Source organism: Streptomyces lunaelactis (assembly GCF_003054555.1).
In the GTDB taxonomy this organism is placed as follows: domain Bacteria; phylum Actinomycetota; class Actinomycetes; order Streptomycetales; family Streptomycetaceae; genus Streptomyces; species Streptomyces lunaelactis.
In genome coordinates, this window is the sequence record NZ_CP026304.1 from 2,118,770 (window position 1) to 2,138,850 (window position 20,081).

The 20,081-nt window shown below is 71.0% G+C and carries 20 protein-coding genes and 2 pseudogenes; 11 read left to right on the plus strand and 11 right to left on the minus strand.

The window, feature by feature from the left end; all coding sequences use genetic code 11:
- Positions 1-8 precede the first annotated feature (8 nt).
- Positions 9-905: an MHYT domain-containing protein gene (locus tag SLUN_RS09490; RefSeq protein ID WP_108148074.1), complete on the minus strand. Its 897-nt coding sequence runs from the start codon at positions 903-905 to the stop codon at positions 9-11.
- A 242-nt stretch (positions 906-1,147) separates the two neighbouring features.
- Here SLUN_RS09490 and SLUN_RS09495 point away from each other — a divergent pair.
- The 5 genes and pseudogenes from SLUN_RS09495 (at position 1,148) to SLUN_RS09515 (ending at position 6,028) form a co-directional block, all read left to right on the plus strand.
- A pseudogene (locus SLUN_RS09495) lies at positions 1,148-2,046 on the plus strand (glycerophosphodiester phosphodiesterase).
- Positions 2,047-2,083: 37 nt separating this feature from the next.
- Entirely contained in the window at positions 2,084-2,614 is a 531-nt protein-coding gene (locus tag SLUN_RS09500) for a methylated-DNA--[protein]-cysteine S-methyltransferase (RefSeq protein ID WP_108148075.1), read from the plus strand.
- A gap of 186 nt (positions 2,615-2,800) precedes the next feature.
- On the plus strand, positions 2,801-4,075 hold the full coding sequence (locus SLUN_RS09505; protein WP_108148076.1) for an MFS transporter: 1,275 nt from the start codon (positions 2,801-2,803) through the stop codon (positions 4,073-4,075).
- Positions 4,076-4,193: 118 nt separating this feature from the next.
- On the plus strand, positions 4,194-5,096 hold the full coding sequence (locus SLUN_RS09510) for a pseudouridine-5'-phosphate glycosidase (RefSeq protein WP_108148077.1): 903 nt from the start codon (positions 4,194-4,196) through the stop codon (positions 5,094-5,096).
- On the plus strand, positions 5,093-6,028 hold the full coding sequence (locus tag SLUN_RS09515; RefSeq protein WP_108148078.1) for a carbohydrate kinase family protein: 936 nt from the start codon (positions 5,093-5,095) through the stop codon (positions 6,026-6,028). Before SLUN_RS09510 ends, SLUN_RS09515 begins: the two co-directional genes overlap by 4 nt.
- A 17-nt stretch (positions 6,029-6,045) precedes the next feature.
- Here the strand turns inward: SLUN_RS09515 and SLUN_RS09520 are convergent, their stop codons facing one another.
- The 3 genes from SLUN_RS09520 to SLUN_RS09535 form a co-directional block, all read right to left on the minus strand.
- A complete protein-coding gene (locus tag SLUN_RS09520) occupies positions 6,046-6,693 on the minus strand; it encodes a nucleoside/nucleotide kinase family protein (protein ID WP_108148079.1) in 648 nt (215 codons plus the stop codon).
- A gap of 3 nt (positions 6,694-6,696) precedes the next feature.
- A complete protein-coding gene (locus SLUN_RS09525; RefSeq protein ID WP_254710351.1) occupies positions 6,697-7,161 on the minus strand; it encodes a cupin domain-containing protein in 465 nt (154 codons plus the stop codon).
- A gap of 483 nt (positions 7,162-7,644) precedes the next feature.
- Positions 7,645-8,376, minus strand: coding sequence for a DUF7873 family protein (locus SLUN_RS09535; protein ID WP_108154623.1), 732 nt, complete (start codon positions 8,374-8,376; stop codon positions 7,645-7,647).
- Between the two features lie 84 nt (positions 8,377-8,460).
- On the opposite strand from SLUN_RS09535, the gene kilB reads away from it, so the two are divergent.
- A complete protein-coding gene (gene kilB / locus SLUN_RS09540; protein ID WP_108148081.1) occupies positions 8,461-8,919 on the plus strand; it encodes a plasmid transfer protein KilB in 459 nt (152 codons plus the stop codon).
- 26 nt (positions 8,920-8,945) lie between these two features.
- On the opposite strand, the gene SLUN_RS09545 is transcribed toward kilB, so the two are convergent.
- Positions 8,946-9,917: a D-2-hydroxyacid dehydrogenase family protein gene (locus SLUN_RS09545; protein ID WP_108148082.1), complete on the minus strand. Its 972-nt coding sequence runs from the start codon at positions 9,915-9,917 to the stop codon at positions 8,946-8,948.
- A gap of 35 nt (positions 9,918-9,952) precedes the next feature.
- On the opposite strand from SLUN_RS09545, the gene SLUN_RS09550 reads away from it, so the two are divergent.
- Positions 9,953-10,609 carry a DUF2293 domain-containing protein gene (locus tag SLUN_RS09550; RefSeq protein ID WP_108148083.1) on the plus strand — a complete coding sequence of 219 codons (657 nt, stop codon included), beginning with the start codon at positions 9,953-9,955 and terminating at the stop codon, positions 10,607-10,609.
- On the opposite strand, the gene SLUN_RS09555 is transcribed toward SLUN_RS09550, so the two are convergent.
- Both SLUN_RS09555 and SLUN_RS09560 read right to left on the minus strand, forming a co-directional pair.
- Positions 10,606-11,025: a chaplin gene (locus SLUN_RS09555; protein WP_175314329.1), complete on the minus strand. Its 420-nt coding sequence runs from the start codon at positions 11,023-11,025 to the stop codon at positions 10,606-10,608. The genes SLUN_RS09550 and SLUN_RS09555 overlap by 4 nt on opposite strands.
- A 174-nt stretch (positions 11,026-11,199) precedes the next feature.
- Positions 11,200-11,550 carry a MerR family transcriptional regulator gene (locus tag SLUN_RS09560; protein WP_108148084.1) on the minus strand — a complete coding sequence of 117 codons (351 nt, stop codon included), beginning with the start codon at positions 11,548-11,550 and terminating at the stop codon, positions 11,200-11,202.
- A gap of 74 nt (positions 11,551-11,624) precedes the next feature.
- Here SLUN_RS09560 and SLUN_RS09565 point away from each other — a divergent pair, with 74 nt between their 5' ends.
- Together SLUN_RS09565 and SLUN_RS09570 are read left to right on the plus strand one after the other, a co-directional pair.
- The gene (locus SLUN_RS09565) at positions 11,625-12,560 is read left to right on the plus strand and encodes an SDR family NAD(P)-dependent oxidoreductase (protein WP_254710350.1); all 936 of its coding nucleotides are present in this window, start codon (positions 11,625-11,627) and stop codon (positions 12,558-12,560) included.
- Positions 12,561-12,656: 96 nt separating this feature from the next.
- Positions 12,657-13,190, plus strand: a complete 534-nt coding sequence (locus tag SLUN_RS09570; protein WP_108148086.1) for an HAD domain-containing protein — start codon at positions 12,657-12,659, stop codon at positions 13,188-13,190.
- Here the strand turns inward: SLUN_RS09570 and SLUN_RS09575 are convergent.
- Positions 13,168-13,662 (minus strand): ATP-binding protein, encoded by a 495-nt coding sequence (locus SLUN_RS09575; RefSeq protein ID WP_108148087.1) that lies wholly within the window; start codon positions 13,660-13,662, stop codon positions 13,168-13,170. The two genes, SLUN_RS09570 and SLUN_RS09575, sit on opposite strands and share 23 nt — an antisense overlap.
- A 175-nt stretch (positions 13,663-13,837) precedes the next feature.
- On the opposite strand from SLUN_RS09575, the gene SLUN_RS09580 reads away from it, so the two are divergent.
- The gene (locus SLUN_RS09580; RefSeq protein WP_257153696.1) at positions 13,838-14,674 is read left to right on the plus strand and encodes a helix-turn-helix domain-containing protein; all 837 of its coding nucleotides are present in this window, start codon (positions 13,838-13,840) and stop codon (positions 14,672-14,674) included.
- Positions 14,671-14,877 carry a DUF397 domain-containing protein gene (locus tag SLUN_RS09585; RefSeq protein WP_108148089.1) on the plus strand — a complete coding sequence of 69 codons (207 nt, stop codon included), beginning with the start codon at positions 14,671-14,673 and terminating at the stop codon, positions 14,875-14,877. The genes SLUN_RS09580 and SLUN_RS09585 overlap by 4 nt, the downstream gene beginning before the upstream one ends.
- A gap of 11 nt (positions 14,878-14,888) precedes the next feature.
- Here the strand turns inward: SLUN_RS09585 and SLUN_RS09590 are convergent.
- The 3 genes and pseudogenes from SLUN_RS09590 to SLUN_RS09600 form a co-directional block, all read right to left on the minus strand.
- Positions 14,889-16,140, minus strand: a pseudogene (locus tag SLUN_RS09590) (SWIM zinc finger family protein).
- Entirely contained in the window at positions 16,137-18,968 is a 2,832-nt protein-coding gene (locus SLUN_RS09595) for an SCO1167/SCO6262 family helicase (protein WP_175314097.1), read from the minus strand. Before SLUN_RS09595 ends, SLUN_RS09590 begins: the two are co-directional and overlap by 4 nt.
- Before the next feature lie 152 nt (positions 18,969-19,120).
- The gene (locus SLUN_RS09600; RefSeq protein ID WP_108148090.1) at positions 19,121-20,050 is read right to left on the minus strand and encodes a slipin family protein; all 930 of its coding nucleotides are present in this window, start codon (positions 20,048-20,050) and stop codon (positions 19,121-19,123) included.
- Between the last annotated feature and the right edge of the window lie 31 nt (positions 20,051-20,081).

The following is a 20,081-nucleotide window of genomic DNA, read 5'->3' on the forward strand; positions in this document are numbered from 1 at the left end:
TCAGCTGGTCACCAGTCGCTGGAGCGCGGGGATTCCCGGGGTGGGACCTCGCGGCGGGGGGACCGGTCGGCCGCCCAGGAGGCGGACGCTCCGTACGACGGCTTCGGCCGCTGGGAGGGCACGCCGGGGCGGGCGCGCCTGCCCGCCGCGGGCTCCCGCCAGTCCGGCTCCCCCATCACCAGCAGCGGGTCGAACATCACCACGACTCCGGCGAGCAGCAGGAACACCGCCGGGCCGATCAGCAGGGGGGCCAGCAGCGAGGCGGGCGAATCGCCGTCGCCGACGGCAGCCGCCGCCGCTCCGTGCAGATGGACGCTGGCCGCCGCCATCCCCGTGTAGTGCATACCGCTCACGGCGACGCCCATCACCAGGCTGGCGCCCAGGCTCGCCATGAAGCCGTGGACCGACACGGCCGCCCAGAGGGCCGCGGTGGCGGCCACGACGGCGATCACCACGGAGAGGGCGACGGTCGCCGTGTCGTACTCGAGGCGCCCCTGCAGCCGTATCCCGGCCATGCCGAGGTAGTGCATGGAGGCGATCCCCAGGCCGGTGATCGTGCCTCCGGTGATCAGGGCCATCGGGGTCGCGCCCCGGTAGCCGACGATGAAGATCCCGATGCCGACCATGATGATCGCGACGGCGAGGCTGGCGAAGGTGGTCGGCCGGTCGTAGCCGATCGGCGCCTCGGCGACGCTGAAGCCCATCATCGCGACGAAGTGCATGGTCCAGATGCCCGAACCGATCGCGGTCGCGCCGAGTGCGAGCCAGCCGGACTTGAAGGAACGCCGGTTGCGGAGAGACCTGGTGGTGCAGCGCAGACCGAGGGCGCCGCCGAGGCACGCCATGAAGTACGCGGCCACGGGTGTGACGAGGCCGTAGCTGAATCCGTCCACTGTGCCCTGCATACCCGTATGCCCTTCGCTCCTTGCGATCCCCGTGATCCCTGACGGAACGTCTGGTCCGGGCCGAGAGTATGGCTGACGCCACAGTAAGCAAACATTGGAGCAGAGATTTATCGACACGGAAATCAGCAGGTGATGCGATCTGGGCGGTTCCGTTCACGTTGTGGCCATACTTCGCCTGTTCCTCGTTGGCTGCCGGCTGCCACCCTCGGCCCGTCCGCGATCCGAAGACGTGAGGAGTCCAGGTGTACGCACGTCCCGCCGCAGCAACGGCCGCCACCGTCCTGGGAGTCACCGCGCTGCTCGTTCCGGGCGCCGCGGCCGGGGCCGCCGAGGCCTCCCGGTCCGCCGTGCCGGCCGCCGTCCGGCACGGTGAACCGCTCGTGATCGCCCACCGCGGAGCCTCCGCCTACGCCCCGGAGAACACCCTCGCGGCGATCGACCTCGCCGGCGACATGGGCTTCTCCTGGGTCGAGAACGACGTCCAGCGCACCAAGGACGGCGAGCTGGTCGTCGTCCACGACGAATCCCTGGCCCGGACCCGGATGTGGAGCAGCGCTTTCCCGGCCGCGCCCCGTGGAAGATCAAGGACTTCACGGCCGCCGAGATCGCCACGCTCGACGCCGGCAGCTGGTTCGGCCCGAAGTGGGCGGGCGCGCGAGTGCCGACCCTGAAGCAGTATCTGAACCGGGTCGAGGACAACGGCCAGAAACTGCTGCTGGAGATCAAGAACCCCCGGTCCTACCCGGGCATCGAACAGGACACCCTGCGGGTGCTGGGCGCGGAGGGCTGGCTCGACCGCTGCCACGTCGGGCACAAGCTGGTCATCCAGAGCTTCGGGGCGGAGACCGTGAAGGTCGTGCACCGGCAGCGGCCGGACATCGTCACCGGATTCCTCGGTACGCCCGCCGTCGCCGATCTGCCGTCGTACGCGGCGTTCACCGACCAGATCAACCCGACGTACACCACGCTCACGGCCGCCTATGTGGCCGCGGTGCACCGGCTGAAGGGCCCTCACGGCAAGCCGCTGCAGGTCAGCACCTGGACGGTGAACGACGCGGCGGGCGCGGTGCGGGTGGCCGGCTTCGGGGTGGACGGCATCATCACCAACAACCCGGACGTCGTACGGGACGCGCTGGACTGAACCGGCATTGTCAGTGCCCGGTCGTACGGTGGTTCGCATGAAGAGCTTCGAGTGGACCGTCGTGGGCACGGACATCGGCCCGCTGCTGCTCGCCGCGACCGACGAGGGTCTGGTGAGCGTGGCTTTCCATGCCGACGCGGCGGTACGGGACAAGGTGCTCGGCCGGCTGACGGGCCGGCTCGGCGCCGAGCCGGTCGAGGACGCGACGGGACTGCTGGCCGAGCCGATACGGCAGCTGGAGGCGTATTTCGCGGGCGGGCTGCGGGAGTTCGACCTCCCGCTGGACTGGACGCTGTCCTCCGGGTTCAACCGGCAGGTGCTGCGGGAGCTCGCGGACGGGGTGCCGTACGGGACGGTCGTAGGGTACGGCGATCTGGCGGCGCGCGTGGGTCAGCCGGGCGCGGCACAGGCCGTGGGCGCGGCGATGGGATCGAATCCGCTGCCGGTGGTGGTGGCGTGCCACCGGGTGGTGGAGACGAACGGCGGGCTCGGCGGGTTCGGTGGCGGTCTTGAGACGAAGCGAAAGCTGCTGGCACTTGAGGGGGTGCTGCCCGAGCCGCTGTTCTGAGCGGGTGGCGTGGAGGAGCGTGTGCGTCGAGGCCGTCGCCGGCCGAGGGCGGGGGAACCCGTTTTCGTACGCTCGTACGGGCTGGCACACTGCGCCAGTGACCATCAGCCCTGACGCACCTGACATAGCCCACGTGCCGCACAACCCTGCACCCCCGTGCAGCTGGGGTGGATCGGCGTACGCGCTATGACGTCGATCGACAAGGCCGCGGCTCTCGCGCCCGTGTCGGCGGAGGCGCTGCCCGCGCTGCGGCGGCGTATCACCGCCGTGCTCGTCGCCAGTCAGATCCTCGGCGGGCTCGGTGTCGCGACCGGGATCGCGCTGGCCACAGTGCTGGCGCAGCAGGTGAGCGGGACCGAGGCGCTGGCGGGGCTTGCTCCGACCGCCACCGTGGCCGGGACCGCGCTGCTCTCCATGCCGCTGGCCGCGCTGATGACGGCCCGCGGGCGGCGGCCCGGGCTCGTACTCGCCTATGTGATCGGGGCGTTGGGCGCGGGAGTGGTCGTACTCGGCGCGGTCGTCGGGAACTTTCCGCTGCTGCTCCTGGGCATGGCCGCGTTCGGTGCGGGGTCGTCGGCGAATCTGCAGGCGCGCTTCGCGGCCGCCGATCTGGCCGAGCCCGAGCGGCGCGGCCGGGCCATCTCCAATGTCGTCTGGGCGACCACGATCGGCGCGGTGCTGGGCCCCAATATCGCGGCGCCCTCGGGCCGCAGCGTCTCCGGGCTCGGCATACCGGCGGCCGCGGGCCCGTTCGTCTGGGCGGCCGGGGTGTTCCTCGTGGCCGCCGTCATGGTCTTCGTGCTGCTGCGCCCCGACCCGCTGCTGACCGCCCGTGCGCTGTCCCCGGCCGACCGCTCGCCCGAAGGGCGCTCGCTGCGGGCGGGGCTGCGGGCCGTACGCGAGTCTCCGATGGCCCGCCTCGCGCTGGTCACCGTCGCCGTCTCGCACACGGCGATGGTGTCGATCATGTCGATGACCCCGGTCGCGCTCGGCCACCACGGCGCGAGCATCGAGCTGATCGGCCTGGTGATCAGTGGCCATATCGCGGGCATGTACGCGTTCTCGCCGCTGATGGGGTGGCTGGCGGACCGTATCGGCAGGCTCGCGGTGATCGGGCTGGCGGCCGGGCTGCTGGCGCTGGCCGCGCTGCTCGCCGGTACGGCGGGGGCGAGCCACGGGCAGACCGCGGCGGGGCTCTTCGTGCTCGGCCTCGGCTGGTCGGCGGGCCTGGTGTCCGGTTCGACGCTGCTCACCGACTCCGTGCCGCAGCCCGCCCGCGCGGCCGTGCAGGGCCTGTCGGACCTGACCATGAACACGGCGGCGGGCCTCGGCGGCGCGGCCGCCGGCCTGATCGTCGCGCAGGCGAGCTACGGCTGGCTGAACCTGATCGGCGCGAGTCTGCTGCTGCCGATGGCGGCCCTGACGGTCCGGAGGGCGCTCCGCCCTCTTCCCGGAAGCTGACTGTCCGGAAATCCGGGCGGGGAGGCGGACCGGCTGCCGCCGATGCCGGGCTGCGGCCGACGCGCGCAGCGGCCGGCCCGAGGGTTTGGGCGTGCCCCTCCCGTGCCAGGGATGGGACATGCTGCTGACCGAAGTGACCGAGGAAGTACAGGAAGCGCTCGACGCGAACCGGCCCGTCGTCGCCCTGGAGTCGACGATCATCGCGCACGGGCTGCCGCGTCCGCGCAATCTGGCTGTCGCCGAGGAGCTGGAGGAGCTCGTACGGTCCGGGGGCGCCGTCCCCGCCACCGTCGCCGTACTGGACGGACAGCCTCATATCGGACTGGGCAAGGAGCAGTTGGAGCGGATCGCGCGGGACGACGGCGTACGGAAATTCGGCCACCGGGATCTCGCGCCCGCGCTGGCGGCGGGGGCGAGCGGGGCGACGACGGTGTCGGCGACGGCGTTCCTGGCGGCGCGGGCCGGGATCCGGGTCTTCGCGACCGGCGGGCTCGGCGGGGTGCACCGCGAGTGGACCGAGACGCAGGACGAGTCGGCGGATCTGCGGCTGCTGGCGCAGACACGGATCGCGGTGGTGTGCGCGGGCGTGAAGTCGATACTGGACGTCCCGGCGACGCTGCAGCGACTGGAGACGCTGGGCGTCACCATCGTCGGTTACGGCACCGACCGCTTCCCCGGCTTCTATCTGACCTCATCGGGTGAGGGGGTCGACTGGACGGTCCGTACGCCGGAGGAGGTGGCGGAGGTGATCCGGGCCAAGGAGGCCCTCGGCGGTCCGGAGTCGGCGCTGATCGTCGCCAATCCGGTCACGGAGGCCGATCAACTGGATCCGGCGCTGCACGACCGGGTGCTCGGCGAGGCGCTGGACGAGTGCCGGGAGCGGGGCATCCGCGGCCAGTCGGTGACCCCCTTCCTCCTCGACTATCTGATGCGGCAGACCGAGGGGGCTTCGCTGGAGGCCAACCTGGCAGCGGTGCGCGGCAATGTGCGGCTGGCGGCGCGGATCGCGGTGGCGCTGTGAGCGATGGCCAGGGGGGCGCACTGCTGGTCATCGGGGATGTCGTCACGGATGTCGTGGCCAGGCACCGCACGCTTCCCCCGGCCGTCGGCCGGGGGGACCCCCGTCTCACTTCGTTCCCCCGGGGGACGGACACGGCGGCCCGGATCCGCATACTGCCGGGTGGGGCGGGGGCCAACGCGGCCTGCTGGGCGGCGCGTTGGGGCTGTGCGGACGTAACGCTGCTGGGGCGGGTCGGCGAGGACGAGGCGGGCTGGCACGAGAAGCATCTGCGGGCCGCGGGCGTACGTCCCCTCCTCGTCCCGGACGCCGAGGCTCCGACCGCGACCGTCATCGCCCTGGTCGACGCGACGGCCGAGCGGACGTTCCTCACCGACAGCGGTGCGGTGCTGCGGATATCCCGCGCGGACTGGTCGCCTTCGATGCTGGACGGCGTCGGCCATCTGCATCTGTCCGGCTATCTGCTCTTCGCCGACACCAGCCGTGAACTGGCCCTGCTCGCACTGGAGTCGGCGCGAGCCCGCGGCGTCCCGGTGAGCGTGGACCCGGCATCCGCGGGCTTCATCACCGAGCTCGGCGTGGACCGCGTGCTGGCGGCGGTCGACGGCGCGGCCGTCCTCATCCCGAACGGCGACGAGGCCCGCCTCCTCACCGGCCTCTCCGACCCGGCCGACGCGGCGGCCAAGCTGAGCCGGCATGTCCCGCTGACCGTTGTCACCCTGGGCGCCGAGGGCGCCCTGGTCGCGGAGTCCGGCAGGGTCACGGCCCGCGTCGCGCCGTTCCCGGCGGATGCGGTGGACTCCACGGGCGCGGGCGACGCGTTCACGGGTGCGTTCCTCGCTGCGCGGCTGGCGGGGGCGGATGCGGCGACGGCCGCGGCGCAGGGCTGCCGGGCGGGCGCGGAGGCGGTGACGGTGGTCGGCGGCCGCCCGTAGTGCCGCGGGGGCGCCGGTCAGGCCTCTCGGTCCGGCCCACCCCACGCGGGACGGCGGGGATCGTCGGCCTGTACGAGCACGTCCGCCGCCGCCCCCGGCTCCACCTCGTCCTCGTACCGCTGGAACGCGGGCAGTGTCCAGCGCTCGCTCTCCTCCGTACGCCGCCGGAGCGCAGCGGCCGACAGCCGCAGATGCACGGTGAGATCGAACGGGAACCAGTGCCCGAGGAGAAGCGGTCCGTGCAGCAACAGGACGCCGCCCGGCGGCAGTTCCACCCGCGCACTACGGGTCGCCCGGTCGGTCGCCGGATCCCACAGATCGGGCAGCACCCGCCCGCTGCCGCCTGCCTCCAGCGGCCCGAAGACCTCACGCCACAGCGCCCCGGTGTCGAACCAGCCGCTGTAGTACGTATCGGGGTCCTCGCGCCCGTACTCGTACCGCAGCGAGGCGGGCCGCAGAAACCCCCCGGTCCCGACGACAAGGACGCCCCGCCCCCGCACCCGCAGCGCTTCGGCAACCCGCCCGGCGAGCTCCCCGGCCGGCGCGGCGGGAGCCCCGTCGACACCAATGCGCAGCCACGGACTGCCGTCCTCCGCCTTGGCCTCCATGATCCGGCCGACGAGGGCAGCGGTCAGCCGCTCCCAGGAGATCGCCTCGAATCGCATGGCCTACTTACCGGCGCACGGCGGCGCGTCCGCGTCGTCGGACAGTGCGCTGCCCGTGGGCAGCAGATACGTCACGTACAGGACGACCGGCTCGCTGCCCAGATTGCGCCCGATGTGCCGGTGCTTCTTGCCGGACGGTTCGATGAAGGCCGTACCAGCGGACGTGACCTCGACGGAGCAGTCGTCCAGAGTGCGAGTCAGCGTCCCGGACTTGACGACGGCGAGAAGCTGCCCGGCGTGCGTGTGCCAGCCTGTGGAGCCGCCCGGGGCGATCGTGATCGTCCGTACGACCACATCCGTCGTCCCCTTGGCCTTCAGCTTGAGGGTCCCCTCCGAAACTCCCTGTGCGAGGACCGTGCCCGAAACGCCGCTGCCGGGCGTGGCGTTCGCCGCGGAGGGCACCGTCGCGAGCGCTGCGAGGCATCCGGCCAGGACCATCCGCGTACGCGTTCTGTCCTTGAATCCCATGGAACTCCTCCAACTCGGCGGCGCCGCCAAAACGGCCCCAACGTACCGGATGAGAAGTCCGTTCCGGACCGGAAACGGGAGCGGGCCCGGGAGCGTAGCCGGCTCCCGAGCCCTGTGATGCCGCCCATTTCGCACGCCGGCACGCTTGAGAACCCAGGTCAGTCGTTATGTCGCCGCGTCCTGCCTTTGGACCACCGCGCATCGAGCTGCGCGGGCCGGACTTGAACCGGCATTTCGACGCACCAGGGCCTGGGCCCGGTTGATCCGGCGATCGGCGGCGAATGCTGAGTCTGGAGCAATAGTCTGAGATTGATCGCGGTCTGCCTCTGCCAGTTGGGCTACCGCGGCCCGTACATCCTGCTGGATGTGCCGCGGGGAGGACTCGAACCTCCACTTGAACCGCACAGTCACGACAAGCTTCAGTTTCAGCTTGCGCTCCTCGCGCACCCCGCCCGCACAGAGGCGGCCGGGGAATCATTGAGGCTACCCGAACAGATAGCCAAATACGGCGTCGCCCACCCGCTGGTCGGTGACCTCCGCGCCATTCGCCTCCTCGCGGGCGAACTTCACGGCCTGCTGAAGCTTTTCCACCCGCTCGAGCAGTTCATTCACCCGCCGGGCCGGCAGCGCACCGGAGAATTTCACGGTCGTCCAGTAACCGACCGGAATGTCCTCGTAGTACACCTCGACCTGCGCGGGATGCTTTTCGGTCGCCTCCGCCTTCACATGGTTGCGCGGGACCTTCTTCGTACGCAGAGTCCGTACCGACTCGGTCTTCCATGCGTCGGTCGACGGGTCCTGAGACCACGACTCCGAGGCATCGAGCACCGGCAGCTTGCGCACAAAGGTGTTGATGTCCGTCAACTGCTTCTCGAGAAAGAGGAGATACGCCACCGGCACCTCGCTCACCAGGACCCGCCCGTCCACCGTGACATCGGCGCGCGCGGTGCAGTTGGCCCAGTCCTTGGTGGCGGTCACGTCGAACAGCCGGGTCAGCGTCTTCGCGGTCTCGCGCAGCACATCCTCGGCCTTGACCTGCACCCGCGTGGACTCGGGCGGCAGCTGCTCGCCCTCCTCGTCCTTCGGCTGGTACGTACGCGAGATGCCGGCGAGCAGCGCGGGCTTCTGCAGCCCGTGATGCGCTGTCGTCAGGTCCTGATGCGCCTTGGACTTGACGCCTTTCTCGACTGCGATGATCTGATTGAGTTTCGCCACGTCGATCAAGCTAGCAAGACCGCCCACCCGTTATCGAACGATTTTCAGATCCATCTCTTCAGATCCGCCGGGGAGTTACGCACGATGGAGACAGCCGTCATCGCGGTCATAGGCACCCTGCTCGGCTCGGTGGCCACCCACTTCTTCCAGCGCCAGACCATGGAGCGCACCGCTGCCCTCACCCGTGCCGAACAGCTGCGCCAGGAGCGGATCTCCGCGTACAGCGCCTTCGCCGGCACGCTCGTCGACTACCGGCGCGGTCAGAACGACCGCTGGCACCGGGCGAAGGAGCGGCCGGGCAGCGCGGTGGCCGAGGCGGCGCGTATCGACTCCTACCGGCTGCGCTCGTCCGCCCATCAGGCGCTGATCCGCGTCCAGTTGGTCTGTGACGATGCTCAGGCGCTGGAGCTGGCCGCGTCCGCTTTCGAGGTCACCAACTGCATGCACGAGGCGCCGGACGAGGCCGACCGTTCGCAGCGCTCCGAGCAGGCGCGCGAGACACTGTCCGAGTTCATCGGGGCGGCGGCGCCGGGCGTGCGCTGAGACTCCCTAGCGCGGGCTGGGACTTCCTACCCCGGGCTGGGACCGAGCGTACGGACGGGCCGGCCGGCGAGATATGCGGCGATGTCCTCGACGGCCTGCCGGAAGTACCCCTCGTAATTGCGCCGGGTCACATAGCCGAGGTGCGGCAGCCCGAGGAAGTTCGGCGCGGAGCGCAACGGGTCGTCCTCGGGCAGCGGCTCCGTCTCGAAGACGTCGGCGCCCGCTCCGGCGATCCAGCCGTCGTGCAGGGCCCGCACCAGCGCTGCCTGGTCGACGATCGCGGCCCGCGAGGTGTTGACCAGGTAGGCCGTACGCCGCATCCGCTCGAGCTCTTTCGCGCCGATCAGCCCGCGGGTGCGGTCGCCGAGCTGCAGATGTACGGAGACGAAGTCACCGGCTTCGAGCAACTCCCCGAGCGAGTGGGCGCGTACGACCCCGACCTCCGCGGCCCGCTCGTCGGTGAGGTGCCGGCTCCACGCCATGACCTCCATCCCGAAGGCCTGTCCGACGCGGGCGACTTTCGCGCCGATCCTGCCGAGGCCGAGGAGCGCGAGCCGACTTCCGTGCAGATCGGCGCCGACGGTGCTCTGCCAGGGGCCGTCGTCGCGGAAGGCCGAGCCCTCCTGGACGACGTGCCGCGCCAGTCCGAGGATCAGCGCCCAGGTCAGCTCGGCGGGCGGTTCGGAGCTGCTGCTGGTGCCGCAGACGGTGACACCGTGGCGGGCGGCGGCTTCGAGGTCGATGGACGCGTTGCGCATACCGGACGTGATCAGCAGCTGCAGACGCGGCAGCCGGGCGAAGAGGGAGGCGGTGAACGGGGTGCGTTCGCGCATCGCTACGAGGATCTCGCAGTCGCCGACGGCCTCCACGACCTCGTCCTCGTGTGTGAAGTGACTTTGCAGCGAGGTCACTTCGACATCACTTCCGAGGGCCGACCAGTCCGCCATGGACAGCGCGACATCCTGGTAGTCGTCGAGCACGGCACAGTGCAGCGTCATGGGAGCGGAGCGTACCTGCTGGGTACGCTGCGGACATGGACCTGGTGGTGATCGAACCACTGAAGCAGCGGCACTGCGCCGAGTGCCGCCAAGGGCCTCTTCCGCTGCACCTTCTCGAATTCAACGCGCCCGTCTGTCTGGACTGCGCGGACCTTGCCCACCTGGTGTATCTGCCGCGGGGCTCCGCGGCTCTCACCCGCCGTGCCCGTGAGGCGAGTTCGCTGTGCGCGGTCGTGGTCCGCTTCAACCGGCGCCGCAAGCGGTACGAACGCCAGGGGCTGCTGGTCGAGGAGGCGGCGCTGGCCCGCGCCGAGTCGGCGTGCCTGGCGGACGCGGACGCACGGGCGCGACGTCGCGAGCGGGACGCGGTCCGCCGCGCGGCCGAGGACGTACGGTTCACCACCTCGTTCGCCGCGGAGATCCTGCGGCTGTTCCCCGGCTGCCCGCCTGCCCGCGCCCGCGAGGTCGCGGAGCACGCCTCGGCGCGCGGCAGCGGGAGGGTGGGCCGCACCGCGGCGGGCCGCTCCCTGGATGAGGGTGCGGTCACGGCCGCGGTGCGGGCCTCCGTACGGCATCTCGACACGGAGTACGACACCCTGCTGATGGCCGGAGTGGCCCGCTATGAAGCGCGGGCCAGGGTGGCGGCTGTGATCGATGGGGTGCTGGCGTCCTGGTCCTGCCCTGCGCACTAGGACCGGTTGGCGGGCCGGCGGCGGCGGTAGAGCACGATTCCGCCGAGCAGAAGGGCGGCGCCTGCGGGCGCGGTCAGGGCGACAGAACCGGAGCCTGTGTCGGCCAGGCGCACCGGTGCCGCGGGCTTCGGCGGGGTGGCAGGACGCGGGCGGACGGGCGGCCTGCCGGGGACGTCGGGGGCGGAGGCGCAGGCGTTCCCGGCGGCAGGGTTGAGCACTCCGAGGACATCGACCGTGTTGCCGCAGGCGTTGACCGGGACATTCACCGGGATCTGCACCGTGTTGCCGGACAGCAGTCCGGGCGAACGAGCCGCACCGCCGTCCGCGTTGGAGTCGGCGTGCGCGTGCCCCGCCATGGCGAGCGCGCCGCCCGTGAGCATCAGGACGGCCAGACCCTTTCGGTGAACCTGCCTCATGGGTTCCCTGCCTTCAGGAGAAGTTCGCGGGCACTCGCCCGCACCTGAACCAACGCTCATGAGGCCATTCGGGTTATGGCAGAAATGCCTTTCACTCCATCGAGTGTGCTTCTTGTCGAACTGACGGGTCTGTTCGTACCGGCTACCGGATCGAGGCGAACGACACGGGCCGGGTCAGGCGAAGTTCTCGCCGAGGTAGCGGGTAAGGGCGTCGCTCGTACGGGACAGTTCTGCGGCCTGCTCGGAAACGTTGTCGCGGATCTCGCGGATCTTCGCCAGCAGCGTGGGGCAGACCTCTGACTGCCGTCCCGCCGCGCCGTCGCAGGGCAGGATGTCGCGGATCCTGTCAGTCGGCAGGCCGATGGCCAGCAGCGCACGGATACGGAAGACCACTTCGGGCGCTTCAGGTCCGTATTCGCGATACCCATTGCCCCGGCGTTCGGACGTGAGGATGCCCTGCTGCTCGTAGTAGCGCAGCGAGCGGGCGCTGACGCCGGTCGCTCGACTCAACTCGCCGATCCTCATGCTTCTCCACTCGCAGCCGCTCACCGCCCGGCTTCCTTGACCTTGACACTGATGTCAGAGTTTAGCGTCGGCGTATGAGCACTCGTTCTCCCCGGTTTCCTGCCCTCTCATGGTCCACCGATGACATGCCCGACCTGGCCGGACGTACCGCCGTTGTCACCGGCGCCGCAAGCGGTCTCGGGCTGGCGGTCACACGATCACTCATCGCCCACGGCGCACGAGTCGTCATGGCGGTGAGGAACACAGCCAAGGCCGAGCAGATGCGCGCCGAATTGGCCCCAGGTCCGGGTGAAGCGGTGGTGATGGAACTCGACCTGCTCGACCTGGCCTCGGTGCACCGGTTCACGGCCGCGGTGCACGAGCGGTTCACGGCGGTCGACCTGCTGATCGAGAACGCCGGGATCAGCAGCCAGTCGCTCGTGCTGAGCCCCGAGGGCGTGGAGAGCCAGTTCGCGACGAACCACCTGGGTCACTTTGCGCTGACCGGTCCGCTGCTGGATCTGCTCGGCAACGGCCATGATCCACGGATCGTCGTCGTCGCGTCCGCGCTGTATGCGCGCGCCGACTTGGACCTGGACCGACTCGACGGCAGTGGCACCTACTCACCGGGCCGGGCCTACAACCGCTCGAAGCTCGCCAATGTGCTCTTCGGCCGCGAACTCCAACGCCGCCTGCAAGCGTCCGGCTCCACGGTCAGAAGCTTCGTCGCCCACCCGGGCATGGCGAAGACACCACTGCACACCACCTACCCCTCACCCGCGCTGCGGCTCGTGACGAAGACGGCGGCGGCGCTGATCGGACGGCCCGCGGAACACGCTGCCGTTCCGATCCTCTACGCCGCAACCTCCCCCGACGCCTCGCCGGGCAGCTTCTACGGCCCGACCGGCCCCAAGCTCCACCCGCAGGTGCGGCCCGGGGCGTTCACCGGTGCAGGCCTCGACCGCGACGGATCCCACGCCCTATGGGCGACATCGCAGCAACTCACGGGTGTCCAGTACCTCGACTACTGAGCGGGCAGGGGCCCGGTCCCCCTGGAGGGTGCGGCAGTCCGGAACTGTCGACGGCTGCCTGCCGTAATCCGGCTCCGCAGCGGGCAGTTCTCCCCCATGACGGATCGCCCGCTGCTCCTCCTCGACGTCGACGGCCCGCTCAACCCGTACGCGGCGCGTCTCCCGCGATTGCGCGGCTATACGACGCACCGCCTGCACCCGGCGAACTGGCTCGCCCGCCAGCGCCCTGGCTCCCGCCGCCACCGCCGCGGCCTACGGGTCCGTCTCAACCCCGCCCACGGCCCACGGCTGACGGGCCTGCCCTTCGAACTGGCCTGGGCGACCACCTGGATGCACGAGGCCAACACCATGATCGCCCCGGGCGTCGGCCTGCCCGCCGATCTCCCGGTGATCGAGTGGCCGGAACTCTTCGCGAAGGACCCGGACGGCCTGTACTGGAAGACCCGGCCGCTGCTGGATTGGGCGGCAGGCCGCCCGTTCGCCTGGGTGGACGACATGATCACGGACCTGGACACGGCCCATGTCGCTGCCAACCACGACGCACCGGCGCTGCTCCTGCGGATCCACCCGGGGCGGGGGCTGCGGGAGGAGGACTTCGCGGCGCTGGTCAGCTGGGCGGAGGGCTTGTGACCCGCCGGGCCCCGGTGACGCTGGGGCCCAGAGCGATCGAGCACCAGACGGTCTTCAGGACGGGATCACTGTGGCTGGTTCCCCAGTCGGCAGCGAGGGCGTCGACGAGAAGCAGGCCGCGACCACCGTCGGAGTCGAGAGGTGCGGACCCAAGGTCAGCCGGCACGGGCAGCCCACGGTCGCGGCGGGCATCGCTGACCTCCACACGGAGCGTGCCAGGAGGGACGACAGTGAGCCCCAGCCGGAAATCCCGGCCGGGGACACGACCGTGCGTGATGGCATTCGCGGCGAGTTCGGCCACGAGGAGGGCGGCCGTCCGGGAGGAGTCGGAGTCGTACGGCCAGCCCCAGGCGTCGAGTTGCTGAGTGGCGAGTCGTCGGGCGAGACGGGCGCCGCGGCGGGTCGCGCTCAGCCGGACCGTGAAGCGGTGGGTGGGGACGGGGAGTTCGGTGCTGACGGTTTGGTGATTCACATCACTCAGCGTGGCCGAGCGTGCGTAACCTGAACAGGAGCGTTGTCGGTACGCAGCGTGATTGTCCAAGCTCGGAGGCGTGCTGTCCGGGTTGTCGGGCGTGACGCAGAGCGCAGGGCGGCGTTGGTCAGGGGCGCGTCGAAGGTGGGACGACATGGCGGATACGACAGGGCCGATGAACGACGAAGCAGAAGAGCAGCCGGACTGGGACGAGGGGACGGCGGAACTCCTCAAGACCGTCGGCAAGCAGGTCAGGCTGTGGCGGGAACGGGCTCACTTGACGCAGGCCGAGCTCGGCAAGGCGATCGGTTACACGGAGCACCAGGTCTCGGCGGTCGAGCGAGGGCGCCGCATCGCGAAACCGGAGTTCCTCGACCGGGCGGACGAGGCGCTGGGGGCGGGCGGGATCCTGGCGGCGTTCAAGGGGGACGTGGAACGGGCGCGGTATCCCAGGAAAGTGCGGGATCTCGCCAAGTTGGAGGCGGAGGCAGTCGAGTTGGGTGCGTACGCCAACTCCGTCATCCACGGGCTGCTGCAGACCGAGGACTACTCCCGGACGCTGTTCCGGATGCGGACGCCCCTACTGGACGAAGAGACGATCGAACGGTACGTCGCCGCACGCATGGCCCGCCAGGAGATCTTCAGCCGTTGGCCCGCTCCGCTCCTGACCTTCGTTCAGGAGGAGGTGACACTGCTCCGCCCAGTCGGTGGCAGGCATGTGCTGAGGGCTCAGCTGGAACGGGTGCTGGAGATCGGCAAGTTGCGGAATGTTTCGATCCAGGTGATGCCGACCGACCGTGAGGAGCATGTAGGACTGGGCGGCCCCTTCCAGCTGCTGGAGCCCAAGGTTGGGCCCAGGACAGCGCACGCCGAAGTGCAGCAGTTCAGCCGCGTGGTCACTGACCGGAAAGAGGTCCGCACCCTTGAGGCAAGGTATGGCACCATCCGAGCGCAGGCTCTCACTCCACGGGAGTCGCTGGCCCTGATCGAGAAAGTGCTGGGAGAGACATGACAGTGCAACCCTCTGCAGACAGCGCCGCCGAGCTGATGTGGTTCAAGAGCAGCTACAGCACCGGCGAAGGTCCCGAGTGCGTCGAGGTCGCCTCCGCCCCCGGTACCGTCCGCGTCCGGGACTCAAAGGACAAGGCAGGCGCGCAACTCGCCTTCGCAGACGGCTCATGGGCGGCGTTCGTCCCGTTCGCGGCCTCCCGCTAGCGCCCAGTCGCTCACCTGCCCAGCAGTGCGGTGAGCGCGCCCACCGGGTCGGCGTCCGGGGTGCCGCGCGGCCACCAGTCCTCGCGGCCGGCGTCCGATTCATAGCCGTACCAGAGGCCGTCGCGGCCGAAGCGGAGCTGGATGGAGTCCGTGGAGAGGTGGTTGCGCCAGGGACGGAAGTACGGGAAGTCGGCGGCGATCAGGGCCGGGCGGGCGCGGTCGAAGGGGCCCGCCGGCGGGTCCCAGGGGTCTTCGAGTACGGCCAGGGCTTCGAGACCCCCTTGGCGCCAGGCGGCCACCGCGCGGGCCAGGTCGGTGGGGGTGTGGTCGGTGGCCGCGGCGAGATCGCGGTAGAGGGCGCGGGTGGAGGCGGTCAGGCCGGATCCGGGGTGGGCGGCGGCCAGGCGGACCGCGTCCTGCCATTCCGTCAGCTCCGCGGTGGGGTCGGTGCCTGTGGTGAGGAGGGTGTGGGCGCGGGCGGCCGCCTCGGTGGCCAGGAGGTCCAGGGCCAGGGGGTCGGGGGCGCCGGGCATGTGGGGTAGGCGGTGGGCGTCCGGGGTGGGCGGGGCCGGAACGGGGCGGGAGCATGGGGAGTGAGCGCCGGGCCAGGGCCTCGTCGGCCGGGACCGTCGGCACGGGGGTGGCGGTGGCCGCGGTGGTGCGCTCGGCGGCCGACCGGGTCGCGTTCCGGTGGGAGAGCGAGGCGAGGATGTCGCGCTCTCCCATACCGCGCATCAGGAACAGGACGAACGGGTCCTCGTCCAGCAGCCTCGCCGTCTGATAGCAGAGCGCGGCCGCGTGCTTGCAGGGGTAACCGTCGTCCGGGCAGGAGCAGTCGGGGATCAGATCACCCGGCGTGGGCAGCAGATCCGCCGCGGTCGCCAGCGCGTGCGGGACATCCTTGTCGAGCAGCGCCGCGATGTGGTCCGGTCGGGCCGCCGCGGCGGCCAGGAAGTCGTCCCAGTCGGCGTCGCTGAGGGTACGGAGGCGGATCTCCGTGCGGTACGGGCGCGGCCTGCTGCCGTGGACGTACGCCATGACCCGGCCCGGCGTGACCGTGATCGCGTCGACATGGCCACGGCCGGCGTACGCGCGGCCCCGGGCGAGACGAGCCCGGTCCAACGCCATGTCCTCCAGCGCCTCCACCCAGGTGTTGCCCCACCAGCTGGATGCGAACTCCTCGCCCTTGGCGTCCCTGAGCGGCTCCATGGCCGGAAACGTACGGCGGCGGTCGTCGTACCGGGGAGGGGTGCGCGGGGTCATGACGGCCTCCGCAGCGAGACGAGGTCGGCCAGCTCTCGGTCGGTCAGTTCGGTCAGGGCCGCCTCTCCCGAGCCGAGGACCGCGTCGGCCAACGCCCGCTTGGAGGCGAGCATTTCGGCGATGCGGTCCTCCACCGTGCCCTCCGCGATCAGGCGGTGGACCTGCACCGGCTGTGTCTGGCCGATGCGGTACGCCCGGTCCGTCGCCTGCTCCTCGACCGCCGGGTTCCACCAGCGGTCGAAGTGGATGACATGGCCCGCCCGGGTGAGGTTCAGACCGGTGCCCGCGGCCTTGAGGGAGAGGATGAAGACGGGTGTCTCGCCGGACTGGAAGCGGTCCACCATGCGCTCGCGCTCCGCCACCGGCGTTCCCCCGTGCAGGAGTTGGGACGGGATCGCCCGGGAGGCGAGGTGCGCCGACAGGATGCGGGCCATCGATACGTACTGGGTGAAGATCAGGACCGAGCCGTCCTCCGACAGGATCGTCTCCACGAGCTCGTCCAGGAGTGACAGCTTGCCGGAGCGGCCCGCCAGCCTCGCCGTCTCTTCCTTCAGGTACTGGGCGGGGTGGTTGCAGATCTGCTTGAGCGCGGTCAGCAGCTTCATCACCAGGCCGCGGCGCGCGATGCCCTCGGCGCTCTCGATCGCCGCCATCGTCTCCCGTACGACCGCTTCGTACAGCGAGGCCTGCTCGCGGGTGAGCGCGACGGGATGGTCGGACTCCGTCTTCGGCGGCAGCTCGGGCACGATGCCCGGATCGGACTTCTTGCGGCGCAGGAGGAAGGGGCGGACCAGCCGGGAGAGCCGCTCGACCGCGTGGTCGTCCTCCCCGTTCTCCACCAGGCGCGCGTGCCGGGAGCGGAAGGCCTTCAGCGGGCCGAGCAGTCCGGGGGTCGTCCAGTCCAGGAGCGCCCACAGCTCGGAGAGGTTGTTCTCGACGGGCGTTCCGGTCAGGGCGACGCGCGCGGGGGTGGGAATGGTGCGCAGCGCCTTGGCGGTCGCCGAGAACGGGTTCTTGACGTGCTGCGCCTCGTCGGCGACGACCATTCCCCAGCTGTGCGCGGCCAGTTGGTCCGCGCTGGTGCGCATCGTGCCGTACGTGGTGAGGACGAAGCCGCCGTCGAGCTCGGGCAGTGTGCGGTCGGCACCGTGGAAGCGGCGCACCGGCACGCCGGGGGCGAAGCGGTTGATCTCCCGCTGCCAGTTGCCGAGCAGTGAGGCCGGGCAGACGACCAGCGTCGGGGCCGTACGCGCGCGGTGGAGGTGGAGGGCGATCACCGTGACCGTCTTGCCGAGGCCCATGTCGTCCGCGAGGCAGCCGCCGAGTCCGAGCGAGGTCATCAGGTCCAGCCAGGCCAGGCCCCGGAGTTGGTAGTCGCGCAGTGTGGCGGCGAGGCCCGCCGGGGGTGCGACGGGGGTGGAGGCCGCGGTGAGCCGGTCGCGCAGGGTCGCGAGCGCTCCCGTCGGCAGCGCCTCCACCGTCTCGCCGTCCACCTCCGCCGTGCCGGTCAGCGCCACGGCCAGCGCGTCGACCGGCTGGAGCAGCCCCAGCTCCCGCTTGCGCGCCTTCCGTACGAGATCGGGGTCGAGCACCACCCACTGGTCCCGCAGTCGCACGATCGGGCGGTGCGACTCGGCCAGCGCGTCCATCTCGCGCTCGGTCAGCGGATCGCCGTCGAGGGCCAACTGCCAGTTGAACTTGAGGAGTTCCTCGCTGTCGAAGAACGGCGTGCCGTCCGTCGCCGAGCCGGGCGCGGACCGTACGACCGCGGCGGCCGAGAGGGAACGGGCCAGCTCCTTCGGCCAGTGCACGGCCACTCCGGCGGCGGCCAGGCGCGCCGCCCCCGGCCCCAGGAGCTCGTACAGCTCGTCCTCGGTGAGCGGCAGCACATCGGGCACGTCCCGCTCGAGCAGGCCGGCGAGCGGCGGCCAGACCCGGGCCGCGCGGCGCAGCGCCAGCACCGCGTCGATCCGGGCGCGCGGCCCGAAGTGCTCGTCGCCGTCGCCCGCCCAGAGCCGGGCCGCGTCGATGACGAGCGTCGGATCGGCGAGGCTGTGCACCTGGACGAGGGCCGCGCCGGCATTCCGCTCGGCCCCGTCCTCCTCGGCGATGTCGAAGAGCTCGAACGCGGAGAGGTCGAGGCGCAGGGAGACCCGCACCCCCGCGTCCATGCCCGCCGCGGCCTCAGCCGCCCACTCCCTCGCCCCGGGCAGATACTGCGCGGAGACGGCCGCGAACGGCGCCCCCGCGGCGTACACGGCGGCGGGCGTACGCGGCAGGGCGTCGGCCACCGCGTCGAAGAACGACCGCACGAGCGCCTCGGGGTCCGGCAGCTGCAGCGGCGTGAGCTCCGGGACGGCGATGGCATGCGCCTCGTACGGCATGGCGGCGGCGATCGCCCTCAGCTGGGCGATGTCGTCGGCGTCCAGCGGGCCCGCCCGCCATGCGTCGTGATCGGTGACGGTCAGGCCCGGCAGCAGCCTGCCGCGCGCCACGAGATGGACGGCATGCAGCGCGGCGGCGCCCCAGCAGGCGGTGGCGGGGTGCGCGGCCGGGTCATGACGGGCTCGGGTCAGCAGCGGTACGGCCTCGGCGATCGGCAGCAGCACGGCGGGGACGGTACGGCTACGGATGCCCGTGCCATCGCGGCCTACGACGGTGAGCTCATCGGTGGCGTCCCCGAGCCGGTCGCCGAGCCGGTCGCCGAACCCGTCACCGAGCCGGTCGCCGTCCGGATCCCAGAAGGCGACCCGCCCCTCGCGCGGCAGCGCCGCCGGCACGAAGACCGCGGCACGGGTGTGCAGCAGCTGCCGCGTCTCGGACGTCATCGGGTCACCTCGCTCCCGCAGGTCGCGTACCGAAGTACTGGATCTACGACCTTACGGGTGGGGTCTGACAATGGGCCCCGACAGCCTATGAGACGGCGCTCCCGAGCGGGTGCGCCGATGCCCGGCGCGATGTGGGTGAAGGCCGGGCGCACTCACGCGGCGGGCGGCACGGCCGGCGGCAGAGGCGGCACCGGCTGCACCGGCGGCGGCTCCAATGCCTCCTGCTCCTCGGCCCGCGCCGGCGGCTCCACGGACGTGGGCTCCCCCGACGTCGGCTGCGCGATCTGGGACTGCGCGGGCTGGGACTGCCCCGACGACGCGGGCTGCTGGGCACGTTCCAAGAAGCGCAGCAGCTCGACCGGGAACGGCAGCACCAGCGTGGAGTTCTTCTCGGCCGCGACCGCGACCACCGTCTGCAACAGCCTCAGCTGAAGCGCGGCGGGCTGCTCGGCCATCACCCCGGCCGCCTCGGCCAGCTTCTTGGAGGCCTGCAGCTCCGCGTCGGCGTTGATGACCCGCGCCCGGCGCTCCCGGTCCGCCTCCGCCTGCCGCGCCATCGACCGCTTCATGGCCTCGGGCAGGGACACGTCCTTGATCTCCACCCGGTCGATCTGCACACCCCACCCCATCGCCGGACTGTCGATCATCAACTCCAGCCCCTGATTGAGCTTTTCGCGGTTGGACAGCAGATCATCCAGATCACTCTTGCCGATGATCGAACGCAGCGACGTCTGCGCCATCTGCGAGACCGCGAACCGATAGTCCTCGACCTGCACGATCGCGTCGGAGGCGTCGATGACCTTGAAATAGATCACCGCGTCCACCCGCACCGTCACGTTGTCCCGCGTAATACCGTCCTGCGCGGGAACCGGCATCGTCACGATCTGCATATTGACCTTACGCAACCGGTCAACGGCAGGAACGATCATGGTGAAGCCCGGCCCGCGCACAGTGCCGCGCAGCCGGCCGAGGCGGAAGACCACGCCCCGCTCGTACTGCTTGACCACCTTGGCAGCCGCCACCACATAGACGAAACAACCGGCCGCGACCGCAGCGCCCACAGCCACCAGCTCTTCGACCATCAGGGCACCCCCTACCGTCCGAGCCGGGTAT